We start from the raw sequence: 24,484 nt of genomic DNA, 5'->3' as shown, positions 1-24,484 counted from the left end.
AATGGCGCGGACTCGGTAAGCGGTGCGGACCATGTACTGCTCCTTGCGTGTGGTTCAAGGCCGGTTGGCGGGCCACGAGTCGGCGCCACCGACCTTGATGAGGCGGGCGATCACTTCGGCCAGGCCGATGCTGGCGCCAAGGTGGGCTACCTGTTCCGGGTCGAGCGTGCTGATGCCGAACGCGAGAATCAGCACGACGACGCCGTAGGGCGGGATCTGGCCGTTCTGGGGGCGCATGTCAGTCACGAGGGTCCGCTCTTGGAGTGTGGATGGTGCGGGGCGGTCAGGCTGTGAAACAGCCTGCTGCGGACCCTTAGTTGCGATGGAGCAGGTCACCGGGGCGCCTGTATGCTTGGCGGCTGGGCGTCCCGGTACCCGACGCGCCGACAGTAGCAATAATGTATTGCTCGCGCAATACATTCAGGTCTGTGTCATGTCGGTAAACCGGCTGTAGTGCCCCTGGAACGCCACCGTGATCGTTGCTGTCGGCCCGCCCCTGTGCTTGGCCACAATCAGGTCAGCCTCGCCGGCCCTGGGCGACTCCTTCTCATACGCGTCCTCCCGGTGCAGCAGGATCACCATGTCCGCGTCCTGCTCAATGGAGCCGGACTCGCGCAGGTCGGACATCATCGGCTTCTTGTCGGTGCGCTGCTCGGGCCCACGGTTCAGCTGGGACAGGCCGATCACGGGGACGTTCAGGCTCTTCGCGAGGAGCTTCAGGTTCCGGGAGATGTCGGAGACTTCCTGCTGGCGGTTCTCGGCGCGGCTGCCGGACTTCATGAGCTGGATGTAGTCGATGACGATGAGCTGGATGTCGTGCTTCTGCTTGAGCCGACGCGCCTTGGCGGCGATCTCTACGTAGCTCTGGTTCTCGTTGTCGTCGATGAACAGCGGGGCTGTGCTGATGTCGCCCATGCGGCGGGCGATCCGGGTCCAGTCCTCGTCGGTGACGTCGCCCGAGCTGATGTGGTGGTGGCCGACGCGGGCCTCCGCGGACAGGATGCGTTCTTCAATCTCGTTGCGGCCCATCTCGAGCGAGAAGATCACGGAGGGAATCTTGTTGTTGATGGAACACTCGCGGACCATGTCGACGGCCAATGTCGACTTTCCCATGGCGGGTCGGCCAGCGATGACGATGAACTGGCCGCCGAGGAGCCCGCGGGTCAGGTTGTCCAGGTCGATGAAGCCGGTCGACAGGCCACGCAGGCCGGTGCCCTGGTTCTTGCGCTGCTGGATCCGGTCGATGAGGGAGTGGCTGGTGGCGCTCAGCGGGAGGGCGTCGTTCTGGGTGCGGTCACCCAGGACCTTGAACAGTGCGGACTGGGCGTTGCCGACGGCTTCGGCCGCTTCGCCCTCGCTCCGATACCCGGCCTGAGTGATCTTCGTTCCAGCTTCGGCGAGGCGACGGAACACGGCGCGCTCGGCGACGATGCCCGCGTAGTAGCTGGCGTTCGCCGCGGTGGGCACGGCGTTGACGAGTGCGTGCAGGGTGGTGGCCCCGCCGACGCGGGCGAGCTGCCCGGAGGCCGTCAGCTCGGCCGCCACGGTGATCGGGTCGGCGGGCTCGCCCCGCGCGTACAGGTCGAGGACTGTCTCGTAGATGATCTGGTGGGCCGGTCGGTAGAAGTCCTCCGCGCCCGCCAGTTCCTCGACGACGTCGCCGATGGCGTTCTTCGACAGGAGCATGCTGCCCAGGGCGGACTCCTCGGCTTCCAGGTCTTGAGGGGGGACACGGTCGAACGCCTCCGGCCGGCCGGGCAGGTCCTGCGTCTCGTACGGGTCGGTGTCGGGATAGTCGTGCTCGGCGGCCGCCCGGTCGGCGGTCTGCTGGGGGATACTCACGGTGCGGCCCTTTCGGGGGTCTGAGTGGCGGCCGGCCCTGGCAAGGGGTGTACCGGCCGCCGCGGCATTTCGCTGGACGGTCAGGAGCGTGCGGTACGTCGGGCGACTTCCGCCGGATGGCACTCCGGGCACCGGGTGACGGAGTCGTCGGCCGGGTCCGGCGAGGGGATGACCCGCATGAACGCCTCGAGGGGCTTCTCGCCGTTGTTGCATTTCCCGCACCACTCGATCCGTCCGGGCTTGGCATCGGCGGCCGGTGGTACGGGCTGGGGTTGCTGCTTGGCTTCCTCCGCCTCACGCGCGGCCTGGACGACCGCCTCGCGGGACTGCATCTCCTTCACGCGGTAGGCGAGCATCGCTCCGTAGTTCTCGACGGGCCTCTTCCCGGACTCTCGGCGCGTCAGGTACATACGCAGCGCAAGGTCCAGGCTCCAGCCGGTGAGTTCGGCGTTCTGCACCAGCCAGGGGGCGAGGTTCGCGGCTCGCTGCGCTCCGGCGGCCCACGGGCCGGGGAGCTTCATGAGGAACTCGCGGGCAGCAGCGGCGGCTTCGGGGGCGACGTCCGGCCGCTGCTGCTTGTTCCGTCGCGACGGAGTCGCGGGCTTGAGGGGGCTGGGGGAGGTAGTTCCTACCTCCCCCTCCGGGGGGTGTGGGGGGGACGGCTTTCCGCTTTCCCTGTGAGGAGAAGCGGTGTGACCTGCGGGAACGCGCGTTTTCCCGCTTCGCCTGTCAGCGCTTCCCTTGTCAGCGCTTGCCTTGTGAGGAGAAGCGGTCTGACCTGCGGAAACACTGTTACTCACTGGTACCGCTTCGTCTGTGAGGGGAACCGGTAGGTCTGTGGGTGATTCGGGCATAGGCGGCGGGGTCCAGCCGGGGTCCGCGGCGGGGAACTCGTGGAAGGTGTAGGACACCTTGCCGAAGCTCCCGCCGTTGCCCTGAGTCCGATGAAGGAAGCCGGCTCCCCGTAGCCGCGCGACCGCTTCATAGACGGCCTTGCTGCCCACCAGCCCGTCACCCTTGCCGTTGGCGTTGCGAATGCCCTCGGCGCGCAGAGCGCCGACCAAGTCCTGAACGGTGAACTCCTTGCCGTCCTCGCACATGAACTGGACATGCATGATGATCAGGAAGTCGAGCGGGTTGGACAGGCCCGAGCCGTAGACCATGTGGCGGTAAAGAGGTACGGAGGGGCGAAGCGCTTGAGCGCGCGTGATCGAGGCGGCACCCTCGTCCTGGCGCGGATCCTCGGTCACACCGTCACCCCCGCCGCGCGGATGATCACGCTGCGTGTACTTGTCAGGGAGGCAGTGACTACGGGTACGCTGCTCACTGAGAACAGACCTGCTTTCGAGAGGTGGGACTTGTTCGATCCAGCGGGCCGCGAACCCGCTGTGGCGCTTGGGCGGCCGGTGATTCGTCACCGGCCGTTCGTGCGTTTCGAGAGCACGCTACTGGGTGATTGGTGCGGTATTGCCCCGGTTGGCCGCCTCATTGATGCCTGTTCTTCTCGGTCGGCTTGCGCCCCCGCCCGCCAGGTCGCGGGCGGTTTTGGAACTGCGCCAAGAAGACGCCGGTCTCCATGGTTCTGGTCTTGCCGGCCATCACGTAGGGCATCTGCTTGGGGCCGTCTCCGAAGGGCCAGTCCTCTGCATTGCGTGCGATGTACCGCAGGCCGTCAGCCGTGATGCTGTCGGCAAGGCCGAGCTTGACCAGTAGTTCGGCTCCGGTTCTGAAGGTCACGAATGGGGGCAGGTCGCACGCCATCAGACGGCCTCCCGCCGGGCAAAACTTCGACTGAACCGAAGTTTGGGTACGCTCATAACGAATCTCCTAGCTGGGGGTTCACATGGCCGTTCGTCTTCGCAGGGCAACGACCATGAGGGCGGTCGGTCGGTCTGGTAAACCGGCCGGCCGTCATACACGTAGGGCTAACGGCAGACGTCTACTCCATGGCACTCGTCCTTTCCGCCAGGGCCATCAGGTCCGCCGGGGCACTGGGCCCCGCCACCAGGACCAACTCCTTGATGGCGGCACGGACAGCGGTATGGGTACGAACGGTCTCCGGGGAGATCTCTTCTGCGCGCAGCAGACAGTGGGTGGCGTCGCCCGTGTGGCGCCGCTGCGCGTGTGCTCGCCCCAGGTCCATCAACAACCTCCCGCGGCGCTCGGGTGACAGGGCCTCGGCGTCGATGCTCTGTCCGATCTCGAGCGCTTCCCCCGCGTCTCCCAGATCGACGGCTGTAGAGACAGCCTGGATCTCCACGTTGGCGGGACCGAACTCGAGGTTGTAGTCGTTCCGGTTCCCGCCGAGTCGCTCGGCCACTACTCGGGCCTTCTCGATCTCCTTCTTCGCCTCGGCGCGCTGACTGCACCGTGCGTGCACCAGAGCCTTGGCCAAGTGGAGGGAACCCAGCACGGACAGCCCTTCGGGCGGCAGGCCCGTAAGCCGGCTCAGCGCGTCGACTGCCGTGCTTGCCGCATGCTCGGCCTCACCCGTGTACCCCAGCCGGACGAACGCGTGAACCATCCGGTACACGCCTGCGCAAACCAGGTACGCGTCTCCAGACATTTCCGCCGCGGCCACAGCCCTGTCGGCAGACACCCAGGCAGAACGACCGTCGCCCTGCCTGGCAAACGCCGCCGCCAGCGCCTGGTAAGACCTTGCCAGCAGCCGGTACACCCTCGCGCGATCCCCAGAAGGCGCGGCGCGTACCGAGTGCTCCAGATCAGGGATCAGAGCAGTTACCAGCTCGCTGATCTCTGCATGCCGACCCTGGTGCGTCAGCTCCCAGATCTCATCGACTCGTCTGTCGAGTTCCTCGAGATCTATGCGCTCCCACGCCGACTCGTCCGGCTGAAGCAGACTGTCCAGCGCAGGGTGACCGGCGATCACAAGCCGTGCGGCATCAAGGTCGTTGGCCTCAACCTCCGCAAGGCTGGGCGGTGCGACGGGAACCGGCGCGCTGGGATCCAGAGCCTGTGTCGGTACCCCCAAAGCATCGGCGATCTCCTGGAGCACATCCATGCGCTGTACAGGCTGGATCCCGCGCTCGACCTGTGACATCCAACTTGACGTTCGCCCATTCAGCATGGCGGCCAGCTGCTGTTGAGTCAGGCCACGGTCTTTACGCAGGTCAGCGACACGTTTACCGAACGCCCGGTCTCTCTGGTCGACTTCTTTGCCGGTTCGCTTACTCATGTCGCCTCCGCAGCCGGCCTCTTGCCGGTCATCTCGTTCAGGAATTCCACCTCAGTGCTGATCAGGTACTGCTCTCGCTCGCGCAGCATGAGCTTGGTGTGCTCCTGCGCTTCGTGGGCCTGGAACGCGTCGTAGTCGGCGTACAGCTCGTAGAAGACGCGCACCAGCGGCTCGTCCTCGGGGACGTGCACGACGTAGACCAGGGTTCCTGGCTCGTTGCGGATGCCCTCCAAGGCTCGGTTCACGAGGGCGTCGAACTGCTGAGCTGCGTCGGCGTCGCGAGTGGTGAACCGCACCGCGAGTGCGTATCCGCTCGTCAAGGCTCCTCCTTGTTTCGTCATGCGCACAGTCTCACACTAAGTCTAAATGTGCTAGCTGACACGACAACTTTCAGTTGGGGTTGACCTAGCAGTAAAAGTGCGCGTACTGTCGGTCTCGTCGCCACGAGAGCGGCAGCAGAAAGGGCCCGGTGTCCTACCACCGGGCCCCAATGCAGACCCACCTACCTGCGCAATCAGGAGGGACGATCCACGATGTCAAAGGATCGCACAAACAGTGCCACTGGTACACGCCAGGCACACCCGGCCGGTTCCAACCAGGCCATGAACTCGATCACCGCGTCCGCCGGGTGCGAGATGGGTGAAGCGCTGAGGCGAGTGGTCGCCCAGCAGGCCGGACCGCGCCGGGCCGGCGTCGTCTACGACAACACCGACGGCACGCTCCGCTCCGAGATCGTGTTCACCGCCCCGGCCCGCGGCGACGTTCTGCGCCGCACCCGCAGCCTGCACCCCCGCTCCGACGCACTCACATTCCTCGCCGACACCGAAGCAGCTGCCGCCGCGTCAGCACTGCTGCTGGAGAACGCCTACCGGCAGCACCAGCAGAACCTGGACCGCGTCGACCGCGCCCGCCAGTCCCTTCTCCTGGCACCCACGACACATGTCGTGATCTGCCCGCCGCCCGTCCCGTTCACCGGCATGACCACCATGGACCAGGAACAGCCGGTCCCGCCGCCGGCCGACGACTTGCAGATCGTCAAGACAAACCCCGAGCAGCCCGACCTCCACGAAGGTCTGGCCCGCATCGTCCGGGTCGACGACGTGACCGAGGCGTCGAAGATGTCCGGGCTGCTGACGACCGCTTCCGGCCGTGACGTGCGGTGGACCACCGCCGCGTCCTACGCGGACGCATTGGAGGAACTGTTCACCGGAGTTCCGGCCGTCGTGCGGGGCTTCTTCACCAGCGCCAACGACTTCGTGCTCACTCTCATTCGGGCCGCGTCCCGCGAAGAGTGGAACGTGCCGGACGCCGGCCGCGAGGACCTGATGGTCCTCGGCCAAGACGCCGTCACGGAGGCCGCCCGCATCCGGAAGGGTCTCCTGCGGATGTATGGCCCGGCCTGCCAGCTGTGCGAGGTCATCATCTCCAAGTCGCGGGCGGCCGTGTGGGACAACGGAGACCGGATGGTTCTTGTCTGCCACCCGTGCAAGGCGCGACGGAAGACCCTGGCCGACGACGGAACGGTGAGCCCCGTCCTGAAGGCGGTCGCGTGATGGATGTCAACGACCTGCACGCCCTCAGCCTCCTGGCCCAGCTCCAGCGCCTCACCGACGGCACGGAGACCGCCGTACGGATCACCCTCCGGAACGCGGCCGGCGAGTACATCGGCGAAGCGCCGCTCCCCGCCGACGCGGTGAAGTCCTTGACCGACGCGACCGAGGTCATCGCCGACTACCGGCAGGCCAACCCCCCGATCCCGTACACGCTCACCGGCAGCACCGACGGGACCGCCCCGGAACTCGACATCGCCGACCTCCCGGCCGGGGGCTCGGACCTTCGGATCTTCGACGAGACCGTGACGGACCTCCACCCGGCCGGAATCGCCGAGATCGAGGACCACTTCGAGGGGGTCGACCCCGGTTCGTACCTGGCGGACGTCTTCGCCGCCGACAGCCCCGACGCCGCGCAGGCAGCGTTCGAGCAGATGGTCACCGGCGAATGGGACGGCGAGCTGTGATGCGTAACCCCATGGGCCCCGTCCACACCCCCGGCAACGCAGTGCCCCCGCTCGACGACGACCTCGACGGAGTCCTCGAGGACATCAGCAGCATCCACGCCGGCCTCGACCAGATCCGCGACGGCATCCGTCACCTCGCCCTCGATCGGCTCACCGCCGACCAGACCCAGATCATCCTGTCCGCGCTCGCCGGATCCGACGGTGCCGACATCCTCACCGGCCTCGCGCTCCTCGTGCAGCGCCTGACCGACGCCGACACCAACCCCGCTCTCCGTGGCCTGCCCCTCGCCTTGCAGAAGACCGTCCGCCACCTCGGCGAGCAGCACAGCCACGAACTCAACTACCCCGACCGCCAGCCCCTCGCCGACGCCATCGGCCTCATCGACCAGGACAACTGACCATGCCCGACGACAGGAAGCCCCGCCCGAACCCGATCACCGACACCCCGGCCACCAACGCCGCCTGCCAGCGCGACTACCAGTCCGGCAGCGACGTCCGGCAGGTGGCCGCGAACCAGCAGAGCTTGCAGAACGCCAGGAAGCCTCGCCGCTGACCACCCTCCCCGCGCGGTGTCCGGCCGCCGAGCCGACAGACGGCCGGACACCGCCCCACCCCGGCGCTGGCCTCGCTACGGGGCGGCACCACCGACCACCCCCGCGGTGGTGCCGCCCCGAGCACGACCAGACCACCCTCCCCATCACTTCCGGAAGGAGCCCACCGTGGCCAGCAACCTCCCCGAAGGCACCACCCCTGACCGCCCCTGGCAGACCTTCAGCAGCGCCTCCCTCAAGACCCGGATCACCGACTACGCGAAGACCGCCCAGACCGCCCGCAGCGTCGGCCGCCACGACATCGCCGACGCCGGCCACTCCGAGATCGACGCCATGCTCACCGAACTCGACCACCGGAAGAACGCCGCGAACACCAGCCACTGGCACTGGACCACCGCACAAGCCCGCGACCACTTCGACCAGGAACACGCCGGCATCCCCCACGAGCAGTGGACCAGCACCGACTACGACACCTGGACCAACCTCCACCTCAAGGACGCCGCCTGATGCCCACCGTCGAGACCCGCCGAACCGGCGCCGAGCCGACCGAGACCGAAACCTCCGAGACCATCCGCTACACCGCCGACGTGGTCACCACGACACCGGACGGCCACGTCCTGCTGATCGAACGGGACTGGCCCCCGCACCAGGGCGCATGGGCCTTGCCAGGCGGCCACGTAGACGTCGGGGAGACCTCCCGGGCCGCCGCCGTACGGGAACTGCTGGAAGAAACCGGCGTCCGCGTAGACCCCGACCACCTGCGCCAGATCGGCGTATGGGACCAGCCCGACCGCGACCCGCGCGGCAGGTACGTCACGGTCGCCTACGCGGTTGTCGTCCCCGCCAACACTCGAATCGTCGCCGGGACCGATGCTCGCACCGCCCGCTGGTGGCCCATGGACACCGTTCCGCCCCTGGCGTTCGACCACGCCAGCATCCTCAACGCCGCCACGGCGTCACCTTCCCCCGTCGACCACTGACCAGAAAGAGAACCCTCGTGACCAGCCGAGAGAAGGCCGAGAAGGCCACCCAGCAGTACCTCGAGACCGTCCGCGCGAACAAGGCCAAGGCCGACCAGAACGGCGGCGACCCGGTCATCAACCGCGACGTCACCGACGCCGAGCGCCTGGTCGCCGCGTTCAAGCGAGCCACCGGCCTCTGACCCGGCCCGCCCTGTCGCCACCAGGCCCCCACGGCTGGTGACGGCAGAGAGGCCCGGACCAGCCGAAGCCCACGACGCAAGGAACCCACATGGCCAGCAGCGACAAGCACGAAGCGATCGACCAGGAACTGGCAGTCGAGGCCGACCGCATCGCCACACAGATCGAAAACGGCGCCATCACCACCCCCGACTCCCTGCGAGCCGAACTGGAGACCTCCGTCATGGAAGCCCGATACCGGGCCTCCTGACCCGGCCACCCCCCGGCCCGCTCCCGCCCACCCGTGAAAGGACACCGATCCCCGTGACCACCACCCCGGCGACGACCTTCCCCTGGCACACCGACATCAACATCAACGGCCAGCCCTACCCCACCCGCCACCCCGTACCCGACTACGGAGACGACAGCCGCGCCTACCTCGGCGACATCACCCACCCCCAGCGCGACCACCTTCGTGCCACCCACGAAGCCGCCCACGCCATCGCCTCCCTCATCGCCGGCGGCCACATTCACTACGCCAAGATCACCCCCACCTGCGAGCTGGTCAACGCAGCACTCGCCGACACCGGCATCGTCAGCGGCGCCGTCTTCAGCTGCAACTTCACCGACGGCCAGGCCGTCGCCGTCTACCTCGCCGTCGGCGAACGAGCCGAAGACCACTGGCTCCACCAGCACAACCTGTGGACCCCCACCCGAGCCGTAGGCGTCGAACTCGGCGCCTACGGCGACCGCCGCCGATTCTTCGCCCTCAACCCGCACTTCGGATTCGGCACCGACCACAACGACTACCGCGTCGTCCACGATCTCGCCGACCAGCTCATCACCCGCCATTGGGACGCCATCACCGCAGTAGCCGACGTCCTCGCCACCCAGCTGCACCTGACCGGCGATCAGGTCGCCGAACTGGCCCAGCTCCCGAACGGCACCCACTCCAGCACCTGCACCGGCACCCCCGCCTCCTGACCCGAAAGGAAAAACCGCCCATGCTCTCCCAGGTACAGCACGCGGTCGAGCAGACACCCGTGGAAGCATGGGCCGCCCTCCTCGCCCTGGCCACCCTCGTCTTCGGCTACCGGATCGCCTCCAAAACCCGCATCCGCTCCGCCGACCGGAAGCCCCGCGACAAGAAGAAGCGGCGCACCCTCATCGGGTTCACCGGCATGGGACTCGTCGTCCTCCTCGGCTTCGGCCTCTCCGCGAACACCTCAATCGTCTTCGCCGAGGCCCGGCTGCACATGGTCGCCCCGTGGACTCTGACAGTCGGTCTCGCACTCGAGGGCATTGTCCTCGGCCTGACGCTGTACTCGTGGGCGTTCGAGGACAAGGGCACGGCGCGCGCCGCGTACCTGCTCGTCATCGCACAGGCGATCGGCGCCCTGGAGGTCGTCAGGTTCCAACACGAGGACATCGGCACGGCAGCCGTCCGGATCGTCGGCCCCGTGATGCTCGCGTACGGCCTGCACAAGATGCTCGGTCTCGAGACCAAGCTGAAGAAGATCGAGATCACGTCCGACGGGATGCTGGCCCGCGCTTGGCGCGACCGCATGAAGCGCCTCGAATCCCGACTCGGCATCGGCTCCCGCGGTGCCGACGCCCACTCCATCAGCCGCCGCAACGCCCAGGACAAGCTCGTTGCCCTCGCCACGCTCGGTAAGCCCTGGTACATGCCGAAGCGCCGCTACACCAAGGCCCTCATGCGCGCTGGCGACGCCTCCTTCCAGGGACTCACCGACACTCTCGACGAACTCGGCATCGAGATGCGCATCACCTCGCGCATCGACCGCATGGGCGCCTTCGCCAACCTCCCCGACCGGGACGAGGACTACGTCCTCCGCTCCCTGCGCCCCACTATCGGAACCCAGGGCGCACCCAGCATCGCGCCCGACGACATAAGCGCTCTGACCAGCGAGGGCGCAGCAGGGCGCACCACGGGACGCGAGGAAGGCGCGCCCGAGGCGAACCCGGGCGAGGCGCAGGCGAGCAAGAGGCCCGAGGCAGGCGAGACGGACCGGCGCAGGCTCGCGTTCGACCTCTACTTCGACCTCCGGGGCACCGGCCCGGCTCCTTCTCAGAACGCCTTCGAGAAGGCATGGCGCGACGCCGGATACGGGCTCAAGACCGACGACATCCGCGCCCTCTACAAGGACATCCACACCCGCGTCACCGGTAACAACCAGTAACCGTCTAAGGAGTTCCCGATGAACACCCAGAACCCCAACGCTGCCGCCCGGCCTCACACCGGCCACATGACCAACTGCGAGGGCTACCAGCGCCTCCCCGTCCAGGAGACCGCCCCGGTCGCGCACATGGCTGCCGCCCTCTTCCACCTCGAGCAGGCTGTCGTCACCGCCGACCAAGCCGACCAAGCGCGCTACCTGACCGGCAACGCCGACCTGATCGAGCAGCAGTTGGGACGCCTCCGCGACATCGCGAGCAGGAGCCCCCTGAAGACCAATCCCACCACCTGGACCGCGCGCACCGTCGCCGAGGCCCAAGACCTCCTCGACGCGGTCAAGGACCGCCTCGAGTCCGGCATGAAGGCCGCCTACCCCGGCCGTGGCCCCGTCGCCCGCCTGGGACCCGCCCGCGAAACCCCGGTCGGCCTGACCATCACGTTCGACCCCACCCACCTCGACCAGATCGCCAACGAGCGGAGCCTGTTCGACGAGCAGGTCAACGGCGGCTAACCCCCTTGCGACCAGTGGAAACTTCCGGAAGGAGCGGCCAGCACGTGGCCCAGAACCAGATCGCCGAGACCGGGACGCCGCCAGCGTCCCGGCTCCTCGGCCGCCCCCACCCCGTACAGCGCCCGGCACCGGCCCCCCGCCCGGTCGTGGCGCCGGTGCCGGTGCCCGACATGCCCCCGCGCAGCCACCGCCTCCTGCCCCGCACCCTCCGCACCCTCATGACCGGCCTCGGCTGGTGGCACGAACCCGTACCCCGCGCACCGTCCGCGCACCTCGAACAGACCATCGCCGTCCTCAACCACTACGGCTGGTGCCGGATCAGCGACTTCTCACCCACCGGCCGCATGTGCATCCGCGGCGCCCAGGCCCTCCTCGAAGCAACCGGCCACGTCACCCCCGACGCCCGAGCCCGAGCCGTCCGCTACATGCAGGACACGCTCGCCGAACACGACATCACCCTGCCGTTCTACGTGTGGAACGACCTCCCCGACCAGGAATTCACCAACGTGCGCGCCTTCCTCAACGTCGCCGCACGCAAAGCACAGAAGAACGGAGAATAAGCAAATGCCCGCCCACGACGACGAATTCGACCGTCTCATGGCCCGCGAATTCCATACGCAGCCTGCGGAAACCATCGACCCCTACCCGTACGGCGCCCCCCAGCAGCCCATAAACCCGGGCCTCACCAAACGCGGAAAGGCCGCCCTCGCGATCGGCGCCACCGTCATCGCCGGAGGCGGACTCCTCGGCTGGCAGCACTACACCACCCAGCAGGCCGCCAGCGAAGCGAAGGCGCAGGAAATCGCCCTCAAGCAGCAGGAACTGCGCCTCGAGGAACTCAAGGAAATGAACCGCGTCAACGCGGCCAGCCAGAAAGCCCGGCACACCGCCGATAACACGCGCCAGCAGCAGATCGACGCGTGCGTGAAATCCAACAAACCCCTGGTCAACAACCAGCCCGGCGTCACCTACCGGAGCGTTGTCGACGACTGCCAGACCCAGTACGGCACCACCGAGAACAGCAGCATGCAGGCCGCAGCCTCCACCCAGACCGCCACCACCGGTGCCGACAGCGGAGGCGTCAACAACGGCCTCCTGCTCGGCGGCGCGGTCCTCGCGGCCGGCCTCGTCATCGCTGCGAAGAAGGCCACCCGCAGTAACCCTGCGTAGTTACCTACCACTCACCTCCCAGCTCAACAGAGCCCGATCTTGACCCCCAGGCGCCGCCTGAACGGCGCGTTCGGGCTGGGAGGTGAGTAGTAGGTAACTCCACACAGTGAGGAGCGTTGATGGCGACCGATACGATCCCCGCGGCCGTTCCGGCCCCGGAAGACCCACCCAACCCGAACATGCCCAGCAGCCCCCAGCCCGGTCTGCTGGCCTCCATGCTCGCCCCCGTCGACCCCGCCCGGCCGGCCTTCGACCTCTCCGCCCCCACCGCTGGCACCACGGGCGGGGACGCTTCCACGCCGAGCACTTCCGACGCCTCCAGCGCGGCCTACCACGGCGACAGCGAAGCAACGGCAAATGACGGAACTGGCGCGCGAACCATCGAGAAGAAAGGGATTTGGCGGGCGTGGCTGCTGGCCGGGGCCGCCCGCTGGGGGAAAGGCGGAGGAGCCCATAACAAGCGTCTCGACCTGGCGAAAGCGAAAGCCCAGGCGCGGCAGGTGAAAGAGACCCGGCAGGTCACGGTAAACCGCTCCGGCGGACTGCCGGGGAAGCCGTCAGCAGCGAACGGAGCGGGCGGAAAATCCCTGGGCAGCAAAAGCGCCGGAATTGGGCCTGTGAAAGAGCCGCGCAATTCCAACGGGAACCAGCAAAAGGGCTCGTCAGGACGGTCCGGGGCCAACGGGGCGTCAGGCTCGGGAGGCGGAAACGGCCGTGGGTCTGGAGGGGGCGGATCCAGCAGCGGAAACAGCAACGGATCTCCGCGCCCGAAGAACCCCAAGAATGGCGGCGACGGGGGGTCTCCGAAGCTGTCCAAGGGGAACGACGGCAAGGCCGGGGCGAGCGGCTCGTCCGGCGGCGGTTCCGGGAGCGGGAAGAACGGTGCTGCGGGGCCGTCCGGGGCCGCAGGAAAGGACGGTGCCGGTGCGGGCGGCAAGGGATCCGGTTCCGGCTCGGCCTCTGACGGAAAGGACGGGAAGAGCGGCAACGGGCCCCTCGCGAAGGGCGGCACCGGCAAGGACAGCAAGCCGTCTGACGGCCCGTCCGGGAAGACCCCCGGGGCGAAGGGCGGCCCCGGCGCGGACGGATCGCCCGGCAAGGCCAGCGCCGCAGGCCCGGGAGGAACCGGCACGGGCCCGTCCGGCAGCAGCAAGGACAGCAAGACCGGCAAGCCGGACCCGCCCGGGACGCGGCCGCCGACCGGAGAGCACGCCAAGGAGCACAAGGGAAAGCCGTTCTCCACCCGCGAGTCCCGCGAAGCCGGATACCGCGACGGGACACGCGCCGCCCGCGCGGTCGCCCACGTCAAGGCGTACAAGGACGGCGTCAAGGACGGCTGGGACGACACCAGCGAGGCCGCCGAACGGGACAAGGACCGCCTCGACAAGGCCCACGCAACGCGCAAGGCCGAACTCCAGGGAAGCACCCAGGGCCAGGCGGTCCAGATCGAAGACGACAACGAACCGATGGAGGACCCGTTCATGTCGCAGGCGACACCGATCCAGGCGCAAGGCATCGACGCGAAAAAGATCACCCTGGGGGAGGGCTTCCTGAAGCCGTCCGTCACGCGCGGAGAGCTTCGCCGCTTCAAGGACTACGAAGGCCGACTGGAGGCCCGGATCGACGGCCTGTCCAGGACCGCGGAAGCGACCAAGACCCTGGCCGCCCAGGCCCGCGAGCAGGCCGGCGACTGCCAGAAGCTCGCAGAGGAAGCCAAGGGAGTCAAGGGCGGAGAGAAAGTCGTCGGCCAGCTCCAGAAGCTGGCCGACCAGGCGAAAGCCCAGGCCGACGAGGCGAACGAAGTCCACAAGCGCGCCGCCAAGGCCCACGACTTCGCGAAAGCCGTCCTGTCCAACGTCCAGACCCGCTACGCCCCGCTGTACCAGGCAGTCGTCGACTCCGACGAGACCAAGCCGGCCGAGCTGAAGTTCTACGCCGACCGAGGCGTCACCCCGACCAGCACCGCGCTCGCGGCCTGACCCGAAGGAACCCGATCACCATGAGCAGCGACCTCACGTACAAGGCCCTCCAAGCGAAGGTGACCACGCTAGAGAAGAAGGTCTCCCGAAACGCCGACGACATCAAGACGGCAGCAAAGGTCATCGACGCGGAGGCCACAGAGTCCAGCCGGGAGTCCGACCAGATGGCCGCGAAGTCCGTCGACAGGGACACGGTGGCCGACTCCCACGAACTTTCCAAGGTCATCAAGGGATTGTCCGACGGGATCCTGACCTACGCCGCCAAGGCACTGGACACCGCCAAGCAGGCCAAAGCAGCAGGAGACCAGGCCAAGTCCACCCACGGCGGCTTCCAGGAAGCCTTCGACCGGTCCACCGTCGACGGCCTGGAAAACGTCTCCCGCGACTGGTTCGAGCAGGCATAGCCCCTCGCAGGGCGGGGCCAGGAGGCACCCCGGCCCCGCCCTTCTTATCCGCAGGCCATACACAACCCGCCCAGGAGTATCCCCATGACCACGCCCACGACCACCACCCGCCGCGCGGCAAGCACCGAACGCGGCATCGCGTTCGTCACCTCCGCCGCCCCCATCGCCACCGGCATCATCGCCCCGTTCCTCGACGGCGGCGCCGCGTTCACCGCGGCCATCGCCTACGGCGGAGCCGCCGGCTTCATGGCCGCGAACTACATGAACCGCCTCCCGCCCGGCCTCACCGACAACCTCCCGGCCGGCGACATCGTCCACGCCCACCGCTCCCCGATGTTCATCTCCACCCTCACCACCGGCATGTCCCTCGGCCTCGGCACCCTCCGAGGCCTCGAAGGGACGGACGCCCTCATGGCCGGCATCCTCAACCCGGCATCCATCCCCGGCATCGTCTCCATCGGCTGGTGGGCCGCCGTCGCCCTCGTCCCCTGGAAGCTACGCAAGGTCCTGGCCCGCAAAACCCAGACCCGCCGCACCACCCACCCCCACGCCGGCACAGCCGACACGCCCGGCAAGCCCGCGACCATCGCTGACGCCATCGTCATGGCATGGGGACGGCACATCTCCAACCCCACCAACGGAGCCCACAAACACCAGGTCCTCGCGAACGTCCTCGCCTACACCGACCCCGCGACCGGCAACACCGTCCGCTGGACCGGCACCATCCTGGCCCCGGCAAGCCGCAGCGTCTCCGTCTCCAAAGACACCGTCTCCTCCGTGTACAAGGTCCAGCCCGGATGGGTCGACATCATCCCCGGCGACCATGCGGGAGAAGCCCGCATCGAGGTCAGCATGAAGGCCCCCGCGAAGCTGGACCCCTCCACCCTGGAGGGCTCCTGGATGAAGTACGTGGCCCGCCCTGGCGGCCTGATGGCGAAGACCCACCTGGAGAACATCACCGACGACCCGAACACCGGTGGCCAAGCCGCGTACATCGTTGCCGACGAAGACCTCGACATTCTCAAAGCCCCAGACCGGAACGAACTGGCCGGCGCCATGCGCACCTCGCCCCTGCTGATCTCCTACGAGCCGCTCTCCACCAACCCCCGCAAGGCCATCATCCGCACCATGAAGGAGAACCCTCTCGAGAAGGGATTCGACTTCCCCGGCCTGGACGCGCTGAAGGCCACCAAGGGCGGCCGCGTCCCCATCGGTAAGATCATCTCCGGGCACCCCTCCTACTTCCCGATGTTCGACCCCGTCCTCGGCGCCCTACACCTCGTCATCGCCGGGACCACCGGCTCCGGAAAAGGCGGCGCAGTCCAGGTCGTCGCGCTCGGCTACCACGCGAACGGCGCCGCGATGATCTACGGCGACCCGAAGGGTGCCTCCAACCCCGCGATCCCCAAGATGGCCGCATACTCCGGCCTCCAGGAGTACGGCGCCCTGGGCGCGCTCCGCGTCTCCTACGCCGTCTACCAGCACCGCAAGCACGAAGCCGCGAAGTACGAGCTGAAGAACTTCCAGCCCTCCAAGATGCGCCCCTGGTGCCCGACGATCCTGGACGAGGCGAACCAACTGCTCGGCCCCAACGTGCCCAACCGCAAGGAGTCCGTCCACATCGTCAAGAAACTCACCGGCGAGGGACGCTTCATCGGCATGCCGTTCGTCCTGATCAACCAGGTCGTCAACCTCGACCAGATCGGCAGCGAGCAGGCCATCCGCGCCAACCTCATCAACGGCGGAGCCTGGCTCATCCTCCGCACCGACTCCGGACAGACCAACCTCGCCGATCTACCCACCGGCTTCGAAGGCATCAACCCCGCCGACATCCCCGCCGTATGGAAGTCCGACAACGACTCCCTGATCTACGACCCGGACATCCCCGAACACGACCCGCGCCGCACCTTCGGCCTCGGCTTCATGGCCGCCCCCGGCGGCCGGCCCGCCATGCAGCGCATCTTCACCCTCGAGGACGCCACCCCGCACATCGACACCGACCAGATCGCCGTCCCCGAAGACTTTCCCAACTGGGACGACGCCACCCTCGAGGAGATCGCCAACACCCCAGTCCCCGGCTTCGATGAAGACGGCAACGGAGACGACCCGGACGACTCTTCCGCGCCGAAGTACATCAACGGGATCGACCTGCCCAAGAAAGAGCCCAGCGCGGAAGACAAGGTCATCCAGGCCCTCCGGGAGAACTCCGACCCCATGCACCTCGAGGCGCTCGACGGCGCCGACCTGGAGCCGGACGACTACGAGATCCAGTACATGGACAAGACCACGCTGCTCCAGCAGACCGGACTCAAGGAGACGACGCTGTCCAACACCCTCGCCCGCCTCGTCAAGGAGCAGAAGATCCACCGGCCGCAGGACGGGACCCGCGGCACATACGGACTGGGCCCGACACCAGCGCCCAACGAGTAACCCTGGGGCCGGGGCAAGGCAGCCCGGACAAACCCCCGATCCTGTACCACTATGGAAGAGCACGGCCCGGGACCGGTGTTCTACTCCGAGTACTCCGACTCTTCCTGCGTCCCCGCGCCAGCAAGAACCCCGGGCCGTGCAACAAGACCACCACCCGAGCCCCACACGGCACCCCCGGCCGTACGGGGTTCCCTCGGCCCCGCCAGATCCCCCGAGCTGGCGGGGCCGACCCGTCCGAAGAACCCCCGCGACTGCGCCCGTCGTGTCCCGCCGTACGGGAAACCCGCCTCCGACCAGCCGGCCGCGTCAAAAGTGCCAGAGGTGCACGACCGCCGAGCACCCCAGCACCAGCGGACCGGCCCCCACCGGGACCCGCGGCTACTGCTTCTTCACCGGCTTCCACGTCCCGCACTGCTCCGACTTGAACAGCTCACCCGCCCGGACCGTCACCGTGATCCGCCGCGCCTGTGTCGCGAACTGATTGTCGATAATCTGCCCGTCCTCCGATGTCCGCTCCCAGTAGCAGTCCGCGAGCGCACCCACCGTCCGGTACGTGCCCGCCGGCATCACCAGCACATCCGACTCGGCGTCCGCCGGGCCCGGCTTCCCCTTCACCTCGTACTCCCCGGACCCCACCCAGCGTTCGTAGTCACCCGACACCGCCTCCTTCACCACGGCCTCCCACTCCGGGCACAGCTTCGGAACCCCCGCCAGCAGCACCGCCTCCCCGTCGCCGTCCAGCACGCCGCTCTCCGCCAGCCACTGAGGCCGAGACGAACTGTCCGCCGCGCTCTCCGGCAGCGACTCGCATATATCTGCCACGAAGTCCGACGCCGCCGGATACAGGTCGTCCACCACCCAGCCCTTCTCGGCGGCCAGCCGGTCCACATCCCCCTCCGGCGTCGCCGGGAACGACTCCTCCTCCGACTCCTCGGCCGCCGGCCCCGACGACTCCGGCACCGCCGCCGGCGAACTCTCCTCCCCGGCCGGCCCCGGCCCCTCCGAACCCCCGCTCGAGCCCCCGCAGCCCGACACCAACAACACCGCCGCCACCACGACGGCCCCCACCCCGCTCACATGTCTCATGCCGCGCATCGTGACAGCCCGCCCACCGCCGGGGGAAGAATCCCGCCCGCATCGTGGATCATCGGTTACAGGCGCGGGGCCACACCAATATCGAGCGGGAGCCCCCACCGCCATGCCAGCCTCCAAATCCGAACAAGCCGAAGTCGCCGCCCGCCGCGCAGAACTGATTCGCCTGCGCCGCGCCGGCGTCCGATTTGAAGACCCCCGCATCCTCGGCCTCGGCTACACCAGCCGCGGCGCCGCCAGCAAAGACTTCATCCGTGCCATCGAGGAACGCCGAGACGAGCAGGCCGCCGAAGCCAGCGTGTACCGGCAGGAGGCGAACGAACGCCTCGAAGCGCTCCTCGAAGCCCACTGGGAGGACGCCACCGCCGGCGGCGACACCAAGGCCGCCGAGCTCGTCCTCAAGCTCATGGACCGGCAGGCCAAGCTGAACGGCCTCGACATGCCCGCCAGGACCGAGTTGTCCGGGCCCGACGGGGGAGCGGTCCCTGTCGGCCCGGTCGCGATCGCCGAGCTGCGCAACCTCATCCGCACCGCCGGTGAACCCGACCTCGAGGACGACGTCCTCGAGGACCCGTACGACGCTGATGACGGCGACACCACCGATGAAGACGACTGACCCGCCCCTGGCCCACGACGCGGCAAAACACCAGCCCGACGCCGACGCCGACGCCGACGTCGTAGACGAGGCGGAGGAATTCCTCGAACTGGTTACGCAGTACCGGCGTCTGAACCGTGCCCAGCGACGCCGTATCGCAATCGCCGCCAGCCCCCAAATACGGACCCTGCTCGCCGGCGTCGAACGGGACATGGCCCTCAAGCGGTCCCCGGGCGCCATGTCCGCGATCCTCACCGACGGCAAGGAGAAACAAGCCCGGCACCTGGACCTCATCGACCAGGTGTTCCGCGACATCGCCGCCGGCCGCCCCCGCAAGGTCCTCATCACCATGCCCCCGCGGCACGGGAAGTCCCGCCGCGCCGCACGCTGGGCACCCCTGTGGTACCTATCCCGGCACCCCGACCACCGAGTGATGATCGCCTCCTACTCCGCCGACCTCGCCGACGACCACGGCCGGTGGATCCGCGACGCCATCAACACCTACGGCACCCAGCTCAGCCTCGCCCTCCACGCCGGCTCCAAAGCCGCCAACCGCTTCGACCTCGCCGCCCCCGACACCGGCGACCGCCTCGAAGGCGGGCTCGTCACCGCAGGCGTCGGAGGCGGCCTTACCGGCAAAGGCGCCCACCTGGCAGTCGTGGACGACCCCATCAAGGACGCAGCCGATGCCGAATCCCCAACCATGCGCCGCCGACTCTGGGACTGGTGGACATCCGTCCTCAACACGCGCATCGAACCCGGCGGCTCGATCATCGTCATCCAAACCAGGTGGCACGAACAGGACCTCGCCGGACGGATCCTCGAAGGCGAAGACGCCTCCGACTGGACCATCCTCGACCTGCCCGCCATCTGCGACACCGAAGACGACCCACTCGGCCGGAAGATCGGCGAACCCCTCTGGCCCGTACGCTACGCCCGCAAAGCCCTCGAGAAGATCCGCCGCGCGGTCGGAGAACGCGTCTGGTGGTCCCTCTACATGCAGAAGCCACGCCCCCTCGAGGGCGGCATCTGGGAGTGGCCATGGATCACCGACAACCGCCTCACCCCCATGCAGTTCCGTGGCGTCGACCTGACCCGCGTCATCGTCGCCGTCGACACGGCAGGCGGAGCAGACGACGTCAACGACGAAACCGGCCTGTGGGCCGGCGGACGCGACCACGCAGGACAGCTGTACGTCCTTGCAGACAGGTCCGACCGGATGGGCGCAGACACCTGGGGCCACGCGGCCTGCCGCCTCGCCATCGAGCTACGTGCAGACGCCATCGTTGTGGAGTCGAACTTCGGCGGCGACATGGCCAAGCAGATCCTCCGGCAAGCATGGAAGGAACTCTCCGAAGCAGGTGAGACCGGCGGCATGCTGATGCCTGCCATCATCGAAGTGCACGCTAAGCAGGGAAAACGCCTCCGCGCCGAACCGATCGCACAGCTCTACGCCCAGGGCCTCGTCCACCATGTGGGCGAGTTCCCCCGCCTGGAGGGACAGCTTGTCACCTGGATCCCCGGCATGGACTCCCCAGACCGCATGGACGCCTGCGTACACGGACTCACCGAACTGGCAGATCCAGCAGCGGCATCTGTCGCTTCCAGTCCGTACCAGGATCTGAGACTTTCAGGACGCAGATGATGACGGATGAGTTCAACGTTCCCGCTGCTGAGGCAGGTTCGAGGATCCTAGGCCGACTATGCCAGGGCCCGCGAAATGCTTGGAGCAAAGTGGATTGCATCGCTATAAGCATGAGACATTGGCTAGCGCAACCAAAGGTACATGTATCAGGTTGTACATAAGGGTGGGCCGCCCCCTCACGGGGACGGCCCAGGTACGGACGGCCGGCTGGGGGCCGGGCCTCGTCAGCGACTCGCGATGTCGAGCAGCAACTCGATCACCGCGATGACGAGGGCCCAGAACGCCCAGTCCGGCCGTTCATCGTCTTCCATCACACCTCCTCCAGTCCGTCGTACCCCTCGCGCCGGACGACGCGAGGAGCTGCCCCATCCGGGCACGTGCACCGGAGTGAGCGGACTGGTGAGACTGAGTGAGACGTCCGTGGGGGACACTCTACGGCGCGTCAGACACCCCCTTGGAACGACGATTCGCGACCAACTCGTTGTTCTTGATATCAATTTCACCCGTTGGGGTGAATTCGGATGTGGCTGACCTGCGGAAACGTTCCGAAAACGCCTCGAACGAGAACCGAAGGAGATTCTTCGATCTTCCATTCGGATCAAACAAGGAGGGTCACCAAGGAAAAGCCGGAGGCATCCCCACCGGACCAAGCACGTACCCTGATCAACAGGCGCGGGGCCTACTCCGAAGGGATCCCTGGTGGGCCTCAAGTCCGTCATCGTGGACGCCTGGTCGTGGCTGAACTACAAGCCGATCTACAGCGACCCCACCCTCGGCATGCCGTACCGCCGCGCGTTCCCCGAAGCACACGCCTCCTGGGTGCCGGCCGCCGACGAACGCCGCCTCGCCGCGTACAAACTCCTGGCCGCCTACGACAACAACCAGGCCGCCGAGCTTGCCGAGATCCGCGACGGCGCGACCGCCCGGGAACGCCGCGAGTTCGGCGACCCCTCCATGTTCATCGACACCCTGGTGTCCAAGGTGCTGGGGGAGGGACAGACCATCGTTGTCCCCGGCGCCGAGCAGACCGGCACCGGCGACTCGACCGTCGACCAGGCCACCGCCGCGCGCGTCCAGGACCTCCTGCGGGACTGGGCCACCACCGAACGGCTGGCCATGCGCATGCTCCAGTGCGAACGCAAGGCCGTCGCGCTCGGAGACGGCGTCTACCGCCTCGCCTGGGACCCGGCCAAGCAGCGCGTCACGGTCCGGGTCACCGACCCCGGCTTCTACTTCCCCGTCCTCGGCGAAGATGCTGACGGAGGCGAGTTCCCCGACCGCGTCCACTTCGCGTGGGAACTCCCCGAGGACCCCAAGCGCGGCCTCAAGCCGCGGCTACGACGCATCACCTACGAGCTGGACTGGATCCGGCCCGCGACCGCGCCCGGCGTCGACCGCACGGGACGCGCGGTCCGCGCGCCCCTCATGTCCGACCCCGGCGAGAACGGCGAACCGCCCGCCCCGCTCCTGGGCCTCGGCGACACCCCGGACCCGGACACTGGCGTCATCACCCGCCAGTACGCGTGGAACGACGGCCCGTCCGCGCAGACCTGCTACCTCACCGATGCCACCTGGGACCTCGGCGACCTCAAGGGCCCGGTCGACGTCGACTCCCTCCCGCTGGACAAGGCCCGCTACGCCACCCGCGCCGATGGCGAAGTCCTCGACCGCCTCGACCTGTACATCGACTTCCTGCCGGTCGTCCACATCCCCAACACCGTGCCGCCCGCCGAGGAACACTGGGGGCAGTCCTCCCTTGCCAAGGCGTTGCAGGTGTTCGACGACCTTCAGGGCACCGACACCGACAGCAGCCGCGCGTCCGCCACGACCGGCTCTCCGATCCTCGGTCTGGCCGGGAAACGCTTCGAGACCTCCGGGAAGCGGGAACTGTCCGTCAGCCCCGGCATGGTCTTCGAACTCGGGGAGGGCGGCCGCATGGACACCCTCAACACGGCCCCGCAGCTCGCCGAACTCCGAAACCAGCGCCACGACCTCGCCGACCAGGCCGCGAACGTCGTACGCCTCCCGCCCGTCTCCCTCGGCACCGTCGACCCGTCCAAGGTGCCCTCCGGCTACGCCCTCGCCCTCTCCCTCGGCCCCCTCGACTCCCTCATCGCCGGAATGCGTCTCGCCCGCGCCGACAAGGAAGCCCTGCTCCTGAAGTTCGTGCAGCGCCTGAACCTCGCCGGCCAGCACCCCGACTGGGCCGGCATCACCCCACTGCCCGCCGAACTCGTCCGCGGCCCCTACACCCCCACAGACCGGGCCGCGATCCTCGACCAGGCCGTCAAGGGCGTCGAAGCCGGGGTCCTCTCCCTCGAAACCGCAGTACGGATGCTCGCCGACGCCGGCTACCCCGTTGACGACATCGACGAGGAGATCAAACGCATTCAGTCCCGCGCGTTCGCCGACGCCAAGGACCTCGCGGACGCCACCGGCTCGAGCGACGCCGTCGGCGACTTCCTCGGCATCGACATCACCCCCGACCCCGAACCGCCCGTCGTCCAGCTCCCCGGCCTACCCGGGCAGGCCGGCCAGACCGAAGACGACCCCGCCGGACCGCCCCTTCCGTTCTAGCGGTCGTCGCAACACCCCTGTTCAGGGGATGCGATGTCCTTCGAGATCCGACCCGCCAAGCAGCACTCCGGGAGCAAGCTGAGCCGGGAGCGGCAGGAATACTTCCGGCTCATGCAGCTGGGCTATGGCAACAAAGAGGCGAGCAAGCTCGTCGGCATCAACCCTCGGACCGGTCGTGAGTGGCGCAACGGCCGGCCCGAGGGACGCAAGAAGCGCCCGAGGCCAGCGCACATCGCGCAGGTGCCCTCGGGCGCTTCATCGCGTTTCCTGTCAGAGGCCGATCGGATCCACATAGCCGACCGGCTGCGGGAGAAAGCCACGGTCCGCGCTATCGCCGCCGAGCTCGGCCGCGCTTCTGGCTTCGGCGGCTTCGCCGGACTAGGAGGCGCGGCTGGCCGCTCGGGCGTTCCTCTTGGCCGCGGCTGCTGCATCCGCTGCCGCCGGATCGAGGAACTGGCGGACCGCTTCGCGGCTTTTGCCGGTGACTCGGATGATGTCGGCCTGGCTCCGGCCGGAGTCCAGGGCCGCTTGGAGCCGCTCGGCTCGGCGCTTGCGCAGCCCGGCGGTCGCCTCGGCGAGCTCGGCGTCGTAGTCGGTGAGGATCTTCAGGATCTCGTCATCGCTCATAGGCATACCCAGAGGCTACCACCCAGTCTTGGCCTAGACGGGCTTGACAATGTCAAGACTGTCTAGGCATACTGAAGTCACGAGGGAGCGGGAAACCCGCACCGAAACGGGACGCAAGCAGGGGAGACGGAAATGACTGAGATCACCTACCGCGCCGAGATCGTCACCGAGTGGGGCAAGCGGGTCGCCAAGATCACGACTGAGACCCGGGTGAACTGCGGCTACCCCGAGCACGCCACCGCCGCCCGCCTCCCGATCACCCCGGCTATGACCGGCGCCGACGTCACCGCCTGGCTCCGCAAGCAGGGTTTCCAGGCCGTCCGATGGGCGCGCGGCTCCCACACCGGCATCCAGCGCACCATGCTCACCAAGATCTGAGCCGACACAATCGAGGCCCTGGCCGGGATTCCCGGCCAGGGCCTCGATATGTTGGCGAACCAGCCAGTTCACCACCGGTGTTGCAACGACCCCTGGAATCCGCCGGGCAGGGGAGCGGGGGCAACGAGTGAGAC

At 68.0% G+C, this 24,484-nt stretch carries 27 protein-coding genes and 1 pseudogene; 21 read left to right on the top strand and 7 right to left on the bottom strand.

Features of this window, described 5'->3' with window-relative positions; all coding sequences use genetic code 11:
- Window positions 1-54: 54 nt before the first annotated feature.
- The 6 genes from ACU6P3_RS32930 to ACU6P3_RS32905 form a co-directional block, all read right to left on the bottom strand.
- Entirely contained in the window at window positions 55-246 is a 192-nt protein-coding gene (locus tag ACU6P3_RS32930) for a hypothetical protein (RefSeq protein ID WP_447198324.1), read from the bottom strand.
- A 174-nt stretch (window positions 247-420) separates the two neighbouring features.
- Window positions 421-1,842, bottom strand: coding sequence for a replicative DNA helicase (gene dnaB / locus ACU6P3_RS32925; protein WP_447198323.1), 1,422 nt, complete (start codon window positions 1,840-1,842; stop codon window positions 421-423).
- 80 nt (window positions 1,843-1,922) lie between these two features.
- Window positions 1,923-3,092, bottom strand: a complete 1,170-nt coding sequence (locus ACU6P3_RS32920; protein WP_447198322.1) for a hypothetical protein — start codon at window positions 3,090-3,092, stop codon at window positions 1,923-1,925.
- A gap of 235 nt (window positions 3,093-3,327) precedes the next feature.
- A complete protein-coding gene (locus tag ACU6P3_RS32915; protein WP_447198321.1) occupies window positions 3,328-3,603 on the bottom strand; it encodes a hypothetical protein in 276 nt (91 codons plus the stop codon).
- Between the two features lie 178 nt (window positions 3,604-3,781).
- On the bottom strand, window positions 3,782-5,038 hold the full coding sequence (locus ACU6P3_RS32910) for a helix-turn-helix domain-containing protein (RefSeq protein WP_447198320.1): 1,257 nt from the start codon (window positions 5,036-5,038) through the stop codon (window positions 3,782-3,784).
- Window positions 5,035-5,358: a putative quinol monooxygenase gene (locus ACU6P3_RS32905; protein WP_447198319.1), complete on the bottom strand. Its 324-nt coding sequence runs from the start codon at window positions 5,356-5,358 to the stop codon at window positions 5,035-5,037. The genes ACU6P3_RS32910 and ACU6P3_RS32905 overlap by 4 nt, the downstream gene beginning before the upstream one ends.
- Window positions 5,359-5,640: 282 nt before the next feature.
- On the opposite strand from ACU6P3_RS32905, the gene ACU6P3_RS32900 reads away from it, so the two are divergent.
- The 16 genes from ACU6P3_RS32900 to ACU6P3_RS32825 all read left to right on the top strand — a co-directional run bounded on the left by ACU6P3_RS32900 (window position 5,641) and on the right by ACU6P3_RS32825 (window position 17,436).
- Entirely contained in the window at window positions 5,641-6,591 is a 951-nt protein-coding gene (locus ACU6P3_RS32900) for a hypothetical protein (RefSeq protein WP_447198318.1), read from the top strand.
- Window positions 6,591-7,055 carry a hypothetical protein gene (locus tag ACU6P3_RS32895; RefSeq protein ID WP_447198317.1) on the top strand — a complete coding sequence of 155 codons (465 nt, stop codon included), beginning with the start codon at window positions 6,591-6,593 and terminating at the stop codon, window positions 7,053-7,055. The genes ACU6P3_RS32900 and ACU6P3_RS32895 overlap by 1 nt, the downstream gene beginning before the upstream one ends.
- Window positions 7,055-7,453 carry a hypothetical protein gene (locus ACU6P3_RS32890; RefSeq protein WP_447198316.1) on the top strand — a complete coding sequence of 133 codons (399 nt, stop codon included), beginning with the start codon at window positions 7,055-7,057 and terminating at the stop codon, window positions 7,451-7,453. The genes ACU6P3_RS32895 and ACU6P3_RS32890 overlap by 1 nt, the downstream gene beginning before the upstream one ends.
- A 2-nt stretch (window positions 7,454-7,455) precedes the next feature.
- Window positions 7,456-7,608 (top strand): hypothetical protein, encoded by a 153-nt coding sequence (locus ACU6P3_RS32885; protein ID WP_447198315.1) that lies wholly within the window; start codon window positions 7,456-7,458, stop codon window positions 7,606-7,608.
- A 166-nt stretch (window positions 7,609-7,774) separates the two neighbouring features.
- Window positions 7,775-8,113: a hypothetical protein gene (locus ACU6P3_RS32880; protein WP_447198314.1), complete on the top strand. Its 339-nt coding sequence runs from the start codon at window positions 7,775-7,777 to the stop codon at window positions 8,111-8,113.
- Window positions 8,113-8,586: an NUDIX domain-containing protein gene (locus ACU6P3_RS32875; RefSeq protein WP_447198313.1), complete on the top strand. Its 474-nt coding sequence runs from the start codon at window positions 8,113-8,115 to the stop codon at window positions 8,584-8,586. The genes ACU6P3_RS32880 and ACU6P3_RS32875 overlap by 1 nt, the downstream gene beginning before the upstream one ends.
- A gap of 17 nt (window positions 8,587-8,603) precedes the next feature.
- Window positions 8,604-8,768 (top strand): hypothetical protein, encoded by a 165-nt coding sequence (locus ACU6P3_RS32870; RefSeq protein ID WP_447198312.1) that lies wholly within the window; start codon window positions 8,604-8,606, stop codon window positions 8,766-8,768.
- 89 nt (window positions 8,769-8,857) lie between these two features.
- On the top strand, window positions 8,858-9,016 hold the full coding sequence (locus tag ACU6P3_RS32865; RefSeq protein WP_447198311.1) for a hypothetical protein: 159 nt from the start codon (window positions 8,858-8,860) through the stop codon (window positions 9,014-9,016).
- 53 nt (window positions 9,017-9,069) lie between these two features.
- Window positions 9,070-9,729 carry a hypothetical protein gene (locus ACU6P3_RS32860; RefSeq protein WP_447198310.1) on the top strand — a complete coding sequence of 220 codons (660 nt, stop codon included), beginning with the start codon at window positions 9,070-9,072 and terminating at the stop codon, window positions 9,727-9,729.
- A gap of 20 nt (window positions 9,730-9,749) precedes the next feature.
- Window positions 9,750-10,946, top strand: coding sequence for a hypothetical protein (locus ACU6P3_RS32855; RefSeq protein ID WP_447198309.1), 1,197 nt, complete (start codon window positions 9,750-9,752; stop codon window positions 10,944-10,946).
- Window positions 10,947-10,964: 18 nt separating this feature from the next.
- On the top strand, window positions 10,965-11,453 hold the full coding sequence (locus tag ACU6P3_RS32850; RefSeq protein ID WP_447198308.1) for a hypothetical protein: 489 nt from the start codon (window positions 10,965-10,967) through the stop codon (window positions 11,451-11,453).
- A 44-nt stretch (window positions 11,454-11,497) separates the two neighbouring features.
- Complete coding sequence (locus ACU6P3_RS32845) at window positions 11,498-12,013, top strand: DUF6197 family protein (RefSeq protein WP_447198307.1); 516 nt, start codon at window positions 11,498-11,500, stop codon at window positions 12,011-12,013.
- A gap of 4 nt (window positions 12,014-12,017) precedes the next feature.
- On the top strand, window positions 12,018-12,623 hold the full coding sequence (locus ACU6P3_RS32840; RefSeq protein WP_447198306.1) for a hypothetical protein: 606 nt from the start codon (window positions 12,018-12,020) through the stop codon (window positions 12,621-12,623).
- A 119-nt stretch (window positions 12,624-12,742) separates the two neighbouring features.
- Window positions 12,743-14,602, top strand: coding sequence for a hypothetical protein (locus ACU6P3_RS32835; protein WP_447198305.1), 1,860 nt, complete (start codon window positions 12,743-12,745; stop codon window positions 14,600-14,602).
- Between the two features lie 20 nt (window positions 14,603-14,622).
- Window positions 14,623-15,006, top strand: coding sequence for a hypothetical protein (locus ACU6P3_RS32830; RefSeq protein ID WP_447198304.1), 384 nt, complete (start codon window positions 14,623-14,625; stop codon window positions 15,004-15,006).
- A gap of 84 nt (window positions 15,007-15,090) precedes the next feature.
- The gene (locus ACU6P3_RS32825) at window positions 15,091-17,436 is read left to right on the top strand and encodes a type IV secretory system conjugative DNA transfer family protein (protein WP_447198303.1); all 2,346 of its coding nucleotides are present in this window, start codon (window positions 15,091-15,093) and stop codon (window positions 17,434-17,436) included.
- A 378-nt stretch (window positions 17,437-17,814) separates the two neighbouring features.
- Here the strand turns inward: ACU6P3_RS32825 and ACU6P3_RS32820 are convergent, their stop codons facing one another.
- On the bottom strand, window positions 17,815-18,522 hold the full coding sequence (locus ACU6P3_RS32820; RefSeq protein WP_447198302.1) for an Rv1352/Rv1906c domain-containing protein: 708 nt from the start codon (window positions 18,520-18,522) through the stop codon (window positions 17,815-17,817).
- Between the two features lie 112 nt (window positions 18,523-18,634).
- Between ACU6P3_RS32820 and ACU6P3_RS32815 the strand changes: the two genes are divergently transcribed.
- From ACU6P3_RS32815 to ACU6P3_RS32795, 5 genes and pseudogenes are all read left to right on the top strand, one after another.
- A complete protein-coding gene (locus tag ACU6P3_RS32815) occupies window positions 18,635-19,144 on the top strand; it encodes a hypothetical protein (protein ID WP_447198301.1) in 510 nt (169 codons plus the stop codon).
- A complete protein-coding gene (locus ACU6P3_RS32810) occupies window positions 19,131-20,768 on the top strand; it encodes a terminase large subunit domain-containing protein (protein WP_447198300.1) in 1,638 nt (545 codons plus the stop codon). The genes ACU6P3_RS32815 and ACU6P3_RS32810 overlap by 14 nt, the downstream gene beginning before the upstream one ends.
- Before the next feature lie 699 nt (window positions 20,769-21,467).
- Window positions 21,468-23,345 (top strand): hypothetical protein, encoded by a 1,878-nt coding sequence (locus ACU6P3_RS32805; protein ID WP_447198299.1) that lies wholly within the window; start codon window positions 21,468-21,470, stop codon window positions 23,343-23,345.
- Window positions 23,346-23,378: 33 nt separating this feature from the next.
- Window positions 23,379-23,699, top strand: a pseudogene (locus ACU6P3_RS32800) (IS30 family transposase); the annotation flags it as partial.
- A 405-nt stretch (window positions 23,700-24,104) separates the two neighbouring features.
- Window positions 24,105-24,350, top strand: a complete 246-nt coding sequence (locus ACU6P3_RS32795) for a hypothetical protein (RefSeq protein WP_447198298.1) — start codon at window positions 24,105-24,107, stop codon at window positions 24,348-24,350.
- Window positions 24,351-24,484 lie beyond the last annotated feature (134 nt).

The organism is Streptomyces hebeiensis, from assembly GCF_052983195.1.
Note: the sequence above shows the minus strand (reverse complement) of the source record. Positions and strands in the feature narration are given on the sequence as shown.